Raw genomic sequence first — 13,526 nt, 5'->3', positions numbered from 1 at the left:
CTACTTCCTTTGTGTACGTTCTATGAAATCCTGACCGCTGCCCGTCAGCCGCGAGAGGAAGGCGGCCGCGGCCGCAAAGACCTGATTGCGCTCCTCGCCTACGGGAATCAGATGGCCAGAGGTCTTGAGCCAGACAATCTCTTTTTCACTGCTGCCGAGATGCTCCCGGATGTAGATGGCGCTCTCGGCATCGGCCGTGCGGTCGTTCAGACTGTGCAGGATCAGTGCCGGCACCCGTATGGACGGCAGAGCCTGCTTCGTCCTCTCCATGAGCCCAAGCAGCTCATGGACGCCTGTGAGCGGCATGGAGCGATACGTCTGATTGACAGCCGGAGGTACATTGCGCAACCGACGCCTCGCCTTCGGCACGAAAACTCCAGCACAAAGGCGGCGCGGCGGCAGTTTGGCAATGCCTCGTTCTTCCGCAATGTAGATGGGCGCGGACATCGAGATGACACCCATGACCTCCTGTTCCGCCGCCAGCAACAGGGCGAGCAGACCACCCATGGAGTGACCGCCTGCCACCACGTGATCACAGCAGCCGCGCAGTAGGGCATAGCCATCGCGAACGGAATCAAGCCAATCCTCGCCCGTCATATGGCTCATGTCCTCTGCCGTCGTGCCGTGTCCGGCCAGCCGGACACCGAGCACCGTGCAGCCCTGTGCCTGCAGGTATTTGCCCATGAGCAGAAGTTCCGCCGGCAGGCCCGTAAAACCATGGATGAGGAGCACGCCCGTCCTGCCGCCCGGCAAGAAGAACGGCTCTGCACCGGACATGATCACGGGCAATCCCCCCTTTCAAGAAAAGTACCCCCGCTCAGCAGCAGGGGGTACAGATAAGCCGATATCAATTCGTCATGCGGGCAATCACGAGTGTAATCACTGCAAACAGGATGGCGAAGACAACCGTCACGCGAGCCAGCAGGGCATCCATGCCGCGGGCTTTGCTCGAAAAGACCGTATCGGCGCCACCGCCCATACCGCCCATGCCGGCGGACTTTGCCTCCTGCCCCAGAACGGATGCAATGAGGATGATCGCAATGATGGCGTCCAATATCATCAAAATGGTAAGCAAATGTATGGCCTCCCTTATTTCCTTTACACTTTCTTTCCTATCATACCATAGATGGACCGCCTTCCGCAAGAAAAAGCAAGGCCTGCGCCCTCCAATAAAAATGCGCAGGCCACAACGGGTCTGCGCATCTCAGCAGGGGCAGAATACCCCTTTCCTCTCATAGCCGTCTGCATGTACGATTCATCATGCAGGATTCTGTAAATTTTACTGCTGCTTTTCTGGCATCATAGCAGCTCTCTGCTTGGACAAGGGAATGCCGTTATAGCATTTGCTGACATATTTTGCGGAAAGATACACCGAGTCATCTGCTGTCGTAATCGAATAGATTGACTCATGGACAACAGCCGCATCATCGTCAACATGGAACTCTGCCTGATGCCACTCTCTTTTCGGTTTCGCCGTATCCAGCCAACCCATAGATACGTCCCCCTTTCTATCTAATTCTATCTCAATCATATCATATTCAGGCTTATTTAACAAGATAAAATACGGTTTTATAAAAAATATTCATCACAGAAAGATTTATATATTCTGAAGCAGGACAAAGAAAAACCGCGATGAAACAAAAAATGAGGAGAACCGGACGGTTCTCCTCATAAAAGTGTCAGAATAGAAACAAGATCAAATCTTGTAAACGCGAATCATATTCGTGTTGTTGCCAACGCTCGTCTTGCTCTGGAGCTTGATGCCAGAGGTGATGATCGTCGTATCGCCGCGCTTGACGAAACCGTCCTTGACGGCCGCAGATACGGCGTTCGTGATCATCTCGTCGACGTCGTTCCACTGCGTGCCGAGAATCGGGTATACGCCCCAACGCAGGTTGAGCTGACGGACAACCTTCTCATGCGGCGTGTAAGCAACGATGGCTGCTTTCGGACGGAAGCGGGATACAATCTTCGTCGTGTAGCCGCTGTCGGTCGGCGTGATAATAGCCGGAACATCGAGCTCATAAGCCATCTGTACCGTGGCATGTGCAACGGCACGCGTACGGCTCTCGCTGTGCTCGAAACCACGCTCAACGAAGAGGTTCTTGTACTCGAGAGATTCCTCGATGCGACGAGCAATGCGGTTCATCGTGGAAACAGCCTCGACCGGATAGTCACCGGAAGCCGTCTCACCGGAGAGCATGATGGCATCCGTACCATCGAGGATGGCATTACCGACATCGGAAACCTCTGCGCGCGTCGGACGCGGGTTACGCTCCATGGAATCGAGCATCTGCGTAGCGACGATAACCGGCTTACCGGCCTTGTTGCACTTCTTGATGATCTCTTTCTGGATCAGCGGAACATCCTCGGCCGGAACCTCAACGCCGAGGTCGCCACGAGCGACCATGATGCCGTCGGAGACTTCGAGGATAGCATCGAAATTCTTGACGCCTTCGAGGTTCTCGATCTTCGGCAGGATCTCCATGTGGCCGTTGTGCTCCTCAATGAGCTTGCGGATGGCCAGGACATCTTCCGGACGCTGGATGAAGGAAGCGGCAATGAAGTCCATATCCTGCTCACAGCCGAAGATAATGTCCTTCGCATCCTGCTCGGAAATCGGCGGCAGGCCAAGGGAAACGCCAGGAGCAGCAACGCGCTTCTTCGTGCTCATCTTGCCGCTGTTCTGGATCGTCGTGATAATGTCCTTGCCCTTGATCTCATCGACTTTGAGCGCAACGAGACCATCGGAGAGAAGCAGCGTATCTCCTGGCTTCACTTCCGTATAAAGGCCTTTGTGGTTGACGGATACATGCGTTTCATCGCCCGGCGTATCTTCATACGTCAACGTGAACTTGTTGCCCTTCTCGAGCATGACCTTACCGTCTTTGAACTCGCCAAGACGCATCTCCGGTCCCTTCGTGTCCAGGATCAGGGAAATGACCTTACCTGCCTTCTTGGCTGCTTCACGAACCATTTTGATGCGGCCAAGATGCTCTGCATGATCACCATGGGAGAAGTTGAAGCGTGCGCAGTTCATGCCATTGGCAATCAGCGCATCGACAACGCCCGGTCTCTCCGTGGCAGGTCCCTGCGTGCAGATAATTTTCGTCTTCTTTAACATGTGTGAATCCCCACCTATTCCTTTATTCTACTTATATTTAGACGGATGCTGACTTTGTTGGTCATTGTCGCTGCTCAACCTCCGCCTCGGCCTGTTTTATGAGGAAAACGGTTCCTCGTACACCCCTATTCTACACTGTTTAAACAGAGAAGTAAAACGCTTTCCAGCAAATTTATTCAAAATAAATTTATTCTGAAAAGTCATCGTCATAATCCTTATTTATTGAGTATATTTGCCCTGTCAGAAGGCAAAAATCATAGGAATCCGCACGAAAGCGACAAAAAAAATCCATAATTCTCCTTTTTTGTCTAAACAATTTTGTAAAATTTAATTTGACAAAATTATAAAAGTGCGGTACAATAAATTCACATGAATAAAACAACAACTCGATTATATAGGAGAAAACACATGAATATTTATGATTTCACCGTCAAGACCAACCAGGGCCAGGAAAAATCCCTGGCAGACTACAAAGGTAAAGTACTGCTGATTGTCAATACAGCCAGCAAATGCGGCTTTACGCCGCAGTTCGAGGAGCTGCAGAAACTCTACCTCACCTACAAGGATCAAGGACTCGTGATTCTCGGCTTTCCTTGCAACCAGTTTGCTGAGCAGGATCCGGGCAGCAATGCCGAAATCGAGCAGTTCTGCCGTTACAATTACGGCGTAACGTTCCCAATCTTTGCCAAGGGAGATGTGCGCGGTGAGCACGCCCAGCCCCTCTTCCAGTATCTGACGAAAGAGAAGGGGTTCGCCGGGTTTGACGAGGATCACCCGAACGCCCCGATCCTCAAAGATGTCCTCGAAAAGAATTTCCCGGAAATTCTCGAGGGCGATGGCATCAAATGGAACTTCACGAAATTCCTCATTGACCGTGAAGGCCATGTCGTCAGCCGCTTTGAGCCAACCAGAGTACCGTCGGCCATCGCCAAGGATATCGAAGCACTTCTCTGACGCCTCCAATAAAAACGCCGTTCCGTGCAACCAGCAAGGAACGGCGTTTTTCTATGCGTTCACTTGCTCAATCAATGTATGTGACCGGATTGCCCGTCACATCGAGGATACGGCGATTCGGCAGTCCATCGGGCAGAGCCGAATAGCCGAGGCTCAGGGAAGCGTAGACACGCTCATCCTCAGCCATGCCGAGCTCCCGCAAATAAGACAGCAGCACCGGGTTCTCATTGAGCCAGCGCAGCTGATTGATCCAGCAGCTGCCGAGATCAAGCGCATTGGCCGCGAGCATCATGTTTTCCATGGCGCACGAGGCATCGGCCATATTGTTGCCATAAGATGCCTTGTTGGCCACAATGATGAGCACGGGCGCATTGTAGCGGAACACATAATCCCCCTTCTTCGACCGCTTGATGGCCCCACCGAAATTCGCCTCATTCTCCGGCGTGACCTCCATCTTGGCAAACTCCTCGCGCACGAGCTTCGTCAGGCGCTCCAGCACCTCCGGCTTGCGCACGACGAGGAAATGATTCTGGTTCATATGCTTGCCGCTCGGCGCCAGCCGCCCAGCCTCAATGACCTGATGCAGCAGCTCATCCGGCACCATATCGGGTTTAAAGTTGCGCGTGCTGTGACGCGTGGCAATGCAGGATAACGTATCCATGAAAATCCCTCCAGTCCACTTTCCTTTGTACCTTTGTATATTCAGTTTTATTTTATACCATTCGCCAATGAAAAGGAATTATCCTATGAAAAGCACTGCTGGAGAAAGTAAATTTTCTTATGCTATAATGATGACAAGAACGAATCAAGACACAATACCCCACGACTTGGGAATACGAGGTGACCGAATTGGCAGAATCACGAGAAGAAATCCTGATCTACACGCTTCTCCAGCAATCATCATTTGTACCAGTGGCAGATGTAGCCAATCAGATGGATGTATCTACCAAGACAATCTATCGTCTGGTCAAAAAATTAAATCAAGAAGAAGATGCCATTCTTATTGAAGCTGAAAAAGGCAAAGGCATCCGCATTAACTATCAGGTCTATCTGGAAAGTCATTACAACAAATCTCGCGGGAAAAAGCCTGCAATCAACGATTTTCATTATAATTTTTCCCCTATCGAACGTCGCCTGCATATCATGAAAGAGCTTCTTTTTCACGCACCACTCTCTTTGAGAGAAGACGATTTGTTCGACCAATACTATCTGAGCCAATCTGCTATCTATCTGGATGAGGACATTATCAGCAAAGGATTGGCAAAATACGGCCTGAGCCTGCAGAAAAAGAATGCCCGGCTATCCATTTCGGGACCGGAACATCAAATTCGCCAAGCCTTGATTTATCTTCTGACCAAGTTGAATCTAATTGATTTCAATGATTTAAAAAATATGGACGTCAATGTTAATCAACGAGATCTGCATTTTATCATCAGCCAGCTGGAACTCATCGAAAAGGAAATCAACAGCATTATCCCTGCGCCCTATAATGTCAATCTCTTAACCCATCTCTACATCTTGTTGTACCGGGCTGGAAAAGGTGATTTTGACCAGATACAGGCCGATAACCACAGTTCAGCCAGTTCCAGCATCTATTACCCATTGGCACAAAAAGTTACTCAAAATATAGAAGGATATATTTGCAAACAACTGCCGGATACGGAAACCGTCAATATCTGCAACTACCTGGCCAGTTCACGCATCGAATCGGAACGGGATACGGCCAATGATCAACACATTCAGTTTTCACCATTGACCCGCCAAGTCACACAGTATTATATCGATGAGTTTTCACGGAAATCCCGCATCCTGATTCAAAGCACTTCTCTGAAAGCCGAATTAGCCAGCCATATTTCTCCTATGCTGCATCGCCTGACTACAAAAGTATCCGTCGTCAACCCGATGCTCGATGACATTCAGCAGGAATACCAGGAAATCTACCAGTTCATCCGAGAAATTTCAGACCAGCTCCCCGATAAATTCGGACTGCCTGTCATCAACGATGATGAAGCCGGATTCATCACACTATACTTTGCCCGTTACATGGAAGAACATCCACGCAAAATTCGTATCGTTATTGTATGCACCACAGGCTTGGGCACTTCTGAGCTCCTGCGCACAAAAGTAGAGCGCTTCTTCCCGGAACTGGATATCATTGGCACAGCATCGCTCCGTTCCTTGACGCCAGAATGGATTACAGAAAAACGAATCGATCTGATTCTTACCACCATCCAGCCGCCAGAGGAATGGCCCGTACCGAGTGTTCTGGTCAATACACTGTTCATCAGCCGAGATCGGCAGAATGTGCGAAACATGCTGAATGAAATCTGGAACAAGCCTTCATCCCAGGAAGGATTTATCCCGGCCAACCGCATTCCAATCCTGCAGAGCAAATTGTCTTCTCGCGAAAAAAAAGACAGCTTCTTTCGAGAGATGTTAAAGGATGCTCCTGATGATGTCCGAAAAAATATGGATAAAATCCTCATATCACTCGACGAACGAGAAAAAATCGGCGATACATGCATCGCTTCTCACCTTGCACTGGCGCATACCCAGCTGCCATTTCTGTCCCAGCCGTATTTTGCCGTCAGTCTTCTAAAAAAAGATATTATCTGGGACACCGACCATAACATGGTAAATATCATCCTCATGATTTTACTGCCTACCGTCCCTGGCAGTAAAACCGTCGAACAATTGCACAACATCATGCGGCGGCTAGCCAATGATGATATTGTCCAGCAACTTCAAATGCATAAATCGCCAGAAGAAATCCGCAATATTTTATTTGCATAATAGAAAAGCCCTGTCTTTTATACAGACAGGACTTTTTCTATTATGCAAATTTCTGACCAGTCGTCTCTTCAAACTCTTGTTTCATCTGTTCCCAAGAATTTTCAATGTGATTCGTCAAGCCGAACAACCCGCTCTTGCCGATGACGTAAACATCCGGTTTAGCATCATGAATCGCTTTCCAATGGCTCTTATTGGTCGAACCATCGAGTTCAATTTCATAATGATAGGAATTTTGTTCTCTCAATGTTCTGAGCTCGCGAATCCGATCCAGCATCTTGTGGAGGAAACGCTGCCCGGCAAAGCCTGGGTCTACGGTCATAACCGTGATCTTATCCAGGATATCGATATACGGCATGATAGTGTCGAGCGGCGTTTCCGGATTCAATACAACGCCTGCTTTCAAACCAGCAGCATGGATTTGGTCAATCAAGCGAAAAGCAATGCCGTTAATCCGCTCCGCCGGCAGGCAGATGATTTCACACCGAATGTCAATCAGCTGCTGTACCCAGAAGCTGGGATCCATGACCATCAAATGGGCAGACATTGGTTTTGACGTCAGCTTCCTTGTTTCTTGAATAAACCAGGGAGACAAGCTGAGATTCGGGACGAAACGGCCGTCCATGATATCGACGTGGAACGAATCAATGTGCTGATCTAAAAAAGTAATTTCTTCTTTGAATTTATCGAGATTCATCGTCATCAGTGACGGGGATATACGTATGTGTTCCATGATTAAAAGACCTCTCTTTCTTCAAGATCTCTTCAGCTGATCTTGATATCGTCCATATTGATGTCTTCTTCTTCGTCCATACCAAAGTCATCTGCTGGAACTTCCACCGGAACATCTTTTTTAATCAGAGCATATACGGTACCCGTTACCACGATGTTAACGGCAAGTGCCATGATGCCGGCCATAGGATGAGACATCGTCGGAATCATGAGGAAACCGCCAAACGGTACGGTTGCATCTGCACCATAAACCATCGTGACTGCACCGCCGCAAGCACCACCGATTGCAGCTGCTGCAATACCACGAACAATATCATTCATGACAATTGGAATAGAGCCTTCTACGATATTTACAACACCCATCGGCACAGCGGATTTGAGCGTCTCAATTTCAGCTTCATTATAGATATTCTTGCGGAAAAGCTTTCCCATAAAATAAGCCAGGCCAAAACCGATTGGCGTTGCCGTATTGACGAGCTGCAAAGCCGTTACAGGCTCATTGACGCCCTGTGCCTGTAAGGTCAGTACGAAAGCAAAGCAAGTTTTGTTGATTGGTCCGCCAAAGTCAACGATGCAAAGTGCACCGAGTACCGCGCCAAGAATCAGATTCGAGGAAGTACCCATATTCTTCAAGAATCCCGTCAGCGCATCCGTGAAGGCGCCAACCGGCGTACCAATAATGTAAATCATGACAAGGCCACTGATCAGGGATGCAAGAAATGGAACAATAAGCGTCGGCATCAAGCCGCGTGCCCAATTTGGTACTTTAACCTTCTTGATAATACCAAGAGCCAGATAGCCAGCCATGTAGCCACCAATGATGCCACCAATGAAGCCTGCGCTGATTGCATTCGCCGCCAAGCCAACAACAAAGCCCGGTGCAATACCTGGTTTGCCAGCGATAGAACCAGAAATACCAGTAGCGATAATAACCGGCAACAGTCCCAGCGCCTTACCGCCCATGGTCGCCATAGCCTGCCAGAGCGTAAATTGGCCGGCTATCAATGTATCTTTTGCCGTTCCACCCAATGCCATGCCAATGGCAATGATAAAGCCTGCACCACAGACAATTGGAATCAGAAATGAAATGGCCGTTAAAAGATGCCCCTTTGGATTAGCCGCTTTCCATACCTCTTTCATCGACATGATGATATTCCCCCTACAATCCTATTTCTTTCAAAATCAACCGACTAATTCATGAAGCTTCGCAATCAGCTTATTCGGAGATTTAATGGCTACCTGGGTCGGAACTTTTACAACCTTCTTATTCGCAAAACGTTCCTCACCGGCAATTTTGACATCCACTGCCAGCAGAACAATATCCGCCTTGGCAATCTCATCTTCTGTCAAAGCATTTTCGATACCAATCGTCCCCTGCGTTTCAATCTTGACCTGATCTCCTGCTTTCTGTGCGGCAGCTTCAATTTTTTCCTGAGCGATATACGTATGTGCGATACCAACCGTGCAAGCAGAAACTCCAACGATATTCATGATGATTCCTCCCATGTTGTTAATAAAACGTATCAATGCTTGAATGCATTGCGGACATCAACCGGTGTATCCGCATGTAGCAATGCCTCGACAACAGAATCCCGGCCAAGTTTGCGGGCAAAAAGAGATAAGAGTTTTAAATGCTCCCGGGCAGATGCATCATCACTGCCAACTGCAAACAGGACAATCACACGCACGCCATGGTCATCCAAGGTTTCCCAATCGATTTCGTGATCGAGGACTGCAATTGAAACACCTATCTTCTGAACACCTTCGCTCTTGCCATGGGGAATGGCGATATATCCGCCGATTCCTGTTGCACCTTCTGATTCCCGTTGATAAACATCTTTCAAATACGTATCTGTATCTTTAAGATATCCCGCATGTGCCAGGCAATCTGTCATCTCCTGTAATGCTTCCTTCTTATCATTCGCCTTCAAGTGCGTAAGCACTGTATTTGGATCAATCACATCCAAAACATTTAACCCTTCCATGTTTCGCACCACCCTTTCGTCTATGTTTATATTATATCAATCGATTTTTATTACGATTTCTATTGGTTGTCCACTGCTGTGGTCATTTTATCCTGTCCACTGCAATGGACAGGATTTTCCAAGTACATCCCATCATCATGAGATCGTGTCAAAACTCGCTTCATCTTGCACTCTTGTAGTACAATGGTATCATAGCAATATAAAACGACTCATGCATATCGAAACTGCCTGAGCCGTAAAATCACCCCATATAAATACAGGAAAGAAAGGTGTCATCATCATGAAAATCGCAATGGCAAACGATCATGCCGGTACGAAGCTTAAGGAAGAAATCAAGGCATACCTTGAGAGCGAGGGACATGAAGTCAAGGACTTCGGCACGTATGACGAGGAGTCGTGCGACCTGTCGGATTTCGTTTATCCGGCGGCCAAGGCTGTAGCTACGGGAGAATGCGACCGCGGCATCTTTGTCGATGGCGTCGGCTATGGCAGTGCGATGATTGCCAACAAGCTGCAGGGCATCTTCGCCGTGGTCTGCCAGGATCCATTCTGCGCCGCACTTGCCCGTCAGCACAATGACAGCAATGTACTCTGCCTCGGCGGCAAGATCATCGGACCGGCAATTGCCATGGAAATCGTCAAGACCTGGATGCACACGGAACCCCTGACGGCTGAAAAATACCAGCGCCGCATCCAGAAGGTCAAGGCCATCGATGCCGCTCACTGCGTCCCGGTGAAATAAAGCATCATGAACGAACAGACTTTACACATCGGCTGCCATCTGTCTTCGGCCAAGGGCTTCCTCGCCATGGGCAGAGAGGCTGTCGCACTTGGAGCTGATGTCTTTGCCTTTTTCACGCGCAATCCGCGCGGCGGCCGAGCCAAAGAGCTCGATCCCGCGGATATCGAGGGCTTCCTCGCCTTTCAACAGGAACACGGCATCGGCACGCTTGTCGCCCATGCACCGTATACCATGAATGCCTGTGCCGCCAAGGAGAATCTGCGGACCTTCGCGCGTGAGACCATGGACGACGACTTAAACCGGCTCGACCATCTGCCGGGCAACCTCTACAATTTCCATCCCGGCAGCCACGTCAAGCAGGGCGCCGAAACTGGCATCGAATTGATTGCGCAACAGCTCAACGAAGTCCTGCACCCGGAGCAAAGGACCACGGTGCTGCTTGAGACCATGGCCGGCAAAGGCACGGAAGTGGGACGAAGCTTCGAAGAACTCCGCGCCATCATCGACCGCGTGGAACACGCGGAGCTGCTCGGCATCTGTCTCGATACCTGCCACGTCTGGGATGCCGGCTATGATATCCAGAACCATCTCGATGAGGTACTCACGGAATTTGACCGCATCATAGGGCTTTCACGCCTGCGCGCCATCCATCTCAATGACAGCCAGAATGGGCTCGGCAGCCACAAGGACCGCCACGCCCGCCTCGGAGAGGGCGAGATCGGCCTCGAAGCCCTGACCCGCGTCGTGCGCCATCCGGCGTTATGCCACCTCCCCTTCATTCTCGAGACACCAAACGATGCCGCTGGCTACGCCCGCGAAATCGCCATGATGCGCGAGTTTGCCTCAAAATAGAACGTACAAACGAACACATTGCCGTTACATCAGGCCTGACGTCCTTCTTTATATTCAGAAGGTGTCAGGCCTGTTATGCGTCGAAATACCATACTGAAATAACGAGTATCTTTATAGCCACAAAGCTCCGCAATTTCATAAATCTTGCGGTCACCGTCATGAAGCAGACGTATTGCCCGCCGTATACGGCACATGGTCAGATATTCTCCAAACGTATAATTCGTATATTTAACAAAAAGACGATGAAGATACGACGGACTGATTTTTACTATGTCGGCTACGTCACGGATCGTCATATTGTTTTGACACTCAGTTTCCATATAACAGATAGCTTTTTCCAGATATTGATTTTTACTCTTACCTTCTCCAAAGTTACGAAATATATCCAGCTGGCTTCCATTTGCCAGCTCTATTTTCTTGCGCCTTTTTTCTTCATCCACGTAAGAAGCCGCTTTCCGAACAGCTTCAAGCAACTCATCATCATCAACGGGTTTTAACAGATAGTTACGCACCCCTAAACGAATCGCCTGCTGTGCATAGGAAAATTCTCCATACCCCGATAAGATAATATATTCAACATGCATCTCTCTTTGCATCTTTTCGATTAGTTCCAGGCCCGATTCACCCGGCATGCGTATATCGACGATTACAATATCCGGCTGTAATTTCCGCATGATTTCCATGCCTTCCTGTGCATTGGCAGCTTCTCCTACAACCTGACATCCCACTTCTTCCCAGGGCGTCATAGAAACCAGCCCCTGTCGCTGGATCTGCTCATCATCAATCACAACAACTCGTTTCAAGACTGCGGTACCGTTACTGAAAACTTATAAAAAGCCATAGTCTATTGATGAAAAACTGACTTTTACGTTTCATTCCTCGTTCATCGCATTCGTTTTTGCCATCCCGAAGGACAAGCTACTCACGTTTGATATAATGCTCCGGAGGCTTTGACATGACACTCCTTACCATCGCAAGAAGGCACGTCTGTTCCCGACTAACGAATCGGTACATATCTGCATGGACTTCTTTCTAGTAGTTTGCCAATTTCACTTGCTCTGCTTCCCCATAACGTTTGAGGTTCAGCGCTGCCTGGAAGTCACGATCGATTATATTGCCACATGCAGGACAAATATACGTCCTTTCCAATAGGTTCAGTTCTTTCTTTACATGACCGCAGATAACACAAGTTTTGGAGCTCGGATACCATCTATCTGCTATGACAACGGGTATCTTGGCCCAGTGTGCCTTGTATTCAATCTGTCTGCGGAATTCATAAAGATTCTGTTCCTGAATCTTCTCGGATAAATATCGATTCTTCATCATACCACGGACATTCAAGCCTTCGAGGCATACAAAGCTTGGTTTTCGCTTTATGATTGCCGCCGTAGCCTGATGAACGTGATTCTGGCGGATGCATGCCAGCCTGTGATTGATCCGCAAAAGCTGCTTTTCACTTTTTATAAGGTTGCTCGTTTTGCAGTAACTATCTCCTTTCTTATTCATCTGGTATTTTCAAGAAAAAAAGACGCTGCAACCGGCGTCTTTTTTTCTTGAGTCTTCTTATTGCACGGGTCTTGTTGATATTCTTGACCTTAGTGGCGTCAGAGAGTATCGCCAAGTCCTTGATGCCTAAATCAATGCCAATTCCTTCTGAGCGAGCATATCGCCATTTCTTGCAAACAAACGACAGTCCGCGCAAAGGTTCCAGCTTTCGGGCTGTCTGTATCCCTACCGAGAGCCACCAGCGCTCACCATCGAACGCAATCCGCGGGTTCGTGTATTTCGCTCGGACAGGAATCCTGTTCCTTTCAGCAAGCCGGATCCAGTTCAAACGCTGACGGTTCTTCCGCCTGCTTCCTGCAAGGCTTTCCAGCTTGACATGTGTCCCTGTGAATTGGATCTTGACATTGTCCTGATAGAAGCGGAAGTCCCCGTTCTTCTTGCTCCTGAACTTGGGATGCCCGTTCATGTCATAGACGGTCAATCTCTTGCCGATGCGAGTATAATGAGTAACTTTCTTCGAGAAATACTTAATGTAGCCGGGCTGCTTCTGCTTGCAGAAGAAATTCTTGTAGGCAATACATAAATCTTTGATGGCCTGCTTCGTGACGTTATTTGATACATTCAGGAGCCACTTGTTTTCCTCTGAATGGCGCAGAATCGTGAATGCTTTTCGAAGCTCACTGTCCGTCTGGATTTTGCGTTCTTCACGGAAATTATCCATCTGCTTGTCCAATGCCCAATTGTAAGCACATCTTGCAGCACCAGCGAACTGGAATAGCTTAGTTCTCTGTTTGTTGTTCGGCAACAGCTGTACTCGGATTGACTTGATCATCTGAATCAT

16 protein-coding genes are annotated in these 13,526 nt (G+C 48.8%); 4 read left to right on the top strand and 12 right to left on the bottom strand.

What is annotated here, in order from left to right:
* The 4 genes from DWX75_RS08425 to pyk form a co-directional block, all read right to left on the bottom strand.
* Entirely contained in the window at nucleotides 1–777 is a 777-nt protein-coding gene (locus DWX75_RS08425; RefSeq protein WP_368483815.1) for an alpha/beta hydrolase, read from the bottom strand.
* Between the two features lie 70 nt (nucleotides 778–847).
* Nucleotides 848–1,060 (bottom strand): preprotein translocase subunit SecG, encoded by a 213-nt coding sequence (gene secG / locus DWX75_RS08420; RefSeq protein ID WP_118015889.1) that lies wholly within the window; start codon nucleotides 1,058–1,060, stop codon nucleotides 848–850.
* A 219-nt stretch (nucleotides 1,061–1,279) separates the two neighbouring features.
* Nucleotides 1,280–1,492: a hypothetical protein gene (locus DWX75_RS08415; RefSeq protein ID WP_118015888.1), complete on the bottom strand. Its 213-nt coding sequence runs from the start codon at nucleotides 1,490–1,492 to the stop codon at nucleotides 1,280–1,282.
* Nucleotides 1,493–1,696: 204 nt separating this feature from the next.
* Complete coding sequence (gene pyk, locus DWX75_RS08410) at nucleotides 1,697–3,124, bottom strand: pyruvate kinase (protein WP_118015887.1); 1,428 nt, start codon at nucleotides 3,122–3,124, stop codon at nucleotides 1,697–1,699.
* 408 nt (nucleotides 3,125–3,532) lie between these two features.
* Here pyk and DWX75_RS08405 point away from each other — a divergent pair, with 408 nt between their 5' ends.
* Nucleotides 3,533–4,078, top strand: a complete 546-nt coding sequence (locus DWX75_RS08405) for a glutathione peroxidase (RefSeq protein WP_118015886.1) — start codon at nucleotides 3,533–3,535, stop codon at nucleotides 4,076–4,078.
* Nucleotides 4,079–4,145: 67 nt separating this feature from the next.
* On the opposite strand, the gene DWX75_RS08400 is transcribed toward DWX75_RS08405, so the two are convergent.
* Nucleotides 4,146–4,739, bottom strand: a complete 594-nt coding sequence (locus DWX75_RS08400) for a nitroreductase (RefSeq protein ID WP_118015885.1) — start codon at nucleotides 4,737–4,739, stop codon at nucleotides 4,146–4,148.
* A 188-nt stretch (nucleotides 4,740–4,927) separates the two neighbouring features.
* Here DWX75_RS08400 and DWX75_RS08395 point away from each other — a divergent pair, with 188 nt between their 5' ends.
* Entirely contained in the window at nucleotides 4,928–6,871 is a 1,944-nt protein-coding gene (locus DWX75_RS08395) for a transcription antiterminator (RefSeq protein WP_147671568.1), read from the top strand.
* Between the two features lie 40 nt (nucleotides 6,872–6,911).
* Here the strand turns inward: DWX75_RS08395 and alsE are convergent, their stop codons facing one another.
* Genes alsE through DWX75_RS08375 form a run of 4 tightly spaced genes read right to left on the bottom strand, consistent with a single transcriptional unit; the run spans nucleotide 6,912 to nucleotide 9,585 of the window.
* Entirely contained in the window at nucleotides 6,912–7,601 is a 690-nt protein-coding gene (gene alsE / locus DWX75_RS08390; protein WP_118015883.1) for a D-allulose 6-phosphate 3-epimerase, read from the bottom strand.
* Between the two features lie 32 nt (nucleotides 7,602–7,633).
* Nucleotides 7,634–8,746: a PTS fructose transporter subunit IIC gene (locus DWX75_RS08385; RefSeq protein ID WP_118015882.1), complete on the bottom strand. Its 1,113-nt coding sequence runs from the start codon at nucleotides 8,744–8,746 to the stop codon at nucleotides 7,634–7,636.
* A 36-nt stretch (nucleotides 8,747–8,782) separates the two neighbouring features.
* A complete protein-coding gene (locus DWX75_RS08380) occupies nucleotides 8,783–9,091 on the bottom strand; it encodes a PTS fructose transporter subunit IIB (protein WP_118015881.1) in 309 nt (102 codons plus the stop codon).
* A 32-nt stretch (nucleotides 9,092–9,123) separates the two neighbouring features.
* Nucleotides 9,124–9,585: a PTS sugar transporter subunit IIA gene (locus DWX75_RS08375; RefSeq protein WP_118015880.1), complete on the bottom strand. Its 462-nt coding sequence runs from the start codon at nucleotides 9,583–9,585 to the stop codon at nucleotides 9,124–9,126.
* A gap of 280 nt (nucleotides 9,586–9,865) precedes the next feature.
* Between DWX75_RS08375 and rpiB the strand changes: the two genes are divergently transcribed.
* Nucleotides 9,866–10,327: a ribose 5-phosphate isomerase B gene (gene rpiB / locus DWX75_RS08370; protein ID WP_118015879.1), complete on the top strand. Its 462-nt coding sequence runs from the start codon at nucleotides 9,866–9,868 to the stop codon at nucleotides 10,325–10,327.
* Between the two features lie 6 nt (nucleotides 10,328–10,333).
* Nucleotides 10,334–11,179 (top strand): deoxyribonuclease IV, encoded by an 846-nt coding sequence (locus DWX75_RS08365; protein WP_118015878.1) that lies wholly within the window; start codon nucleotides 10,334–10,336, stop codon nucleotides 11,177–11,179.
* 29 nt (nucleotides 11,180–11,208) lie between these two features.
* On the opposite strand, the gene DWX75_RS08360 is transcribed toward DWX75_RS08365, so the two are convergent.
* From DWX75_RS08360 to DWX75_RS12220, 3 genes are all read right to left on the bottom strand, one after another.
* Complete coding sequence (locus DWX75_RS08360; RefSeq protein ID WP_118015877.1) at nucleotides 11,209–11,982, bottom strand: response regulator; 774 nt, start codon at nucleotides 11,980–11,982, stop codon at nucleotides 11,209–11,211.
* A 229-nt stretch (nucleotides 11,983–12,211) separates the two neighbouring features.
* Complete coding sequence (locus DWX75_RS12225; RefSeq protein WP_233519541.1) at nucleotides 12,212–12,685, bottom strand: RNA-guided endonuclease TnpB family protein; 474 nt, start codon at nucleotides 12,683–12,685, stop codon at nucleotides 12,212–12,214.
* A partial coding sequence (locus tag DWX75_RS12220; protein WP_233519539.1) for a helix-turn-helix domain-containing protein occupies nucleotides 12,678–13,526 on the bottom strand: 849 nt, incomplete at its 5' end. The genes DWX75_RS12220 and DWX75_RS12225, both read right to left, overlap by 8 nt.

The organism is Mitsuokella sp. AF21-1AC, from assembly GCF_003458855.1.
In the GTDB taxonomy this organism is placed as follows: domain Bacteria; phylum Bacillota; class Negativicutes; order Selenomonadales; family Selenomonadaceae; genus Mitsuokella.
The sequence above is the reverse complement of the archived record's forward strand: the minus strand, read 5'-3'. Positions and strand labels throughout refer to the sequence as shown.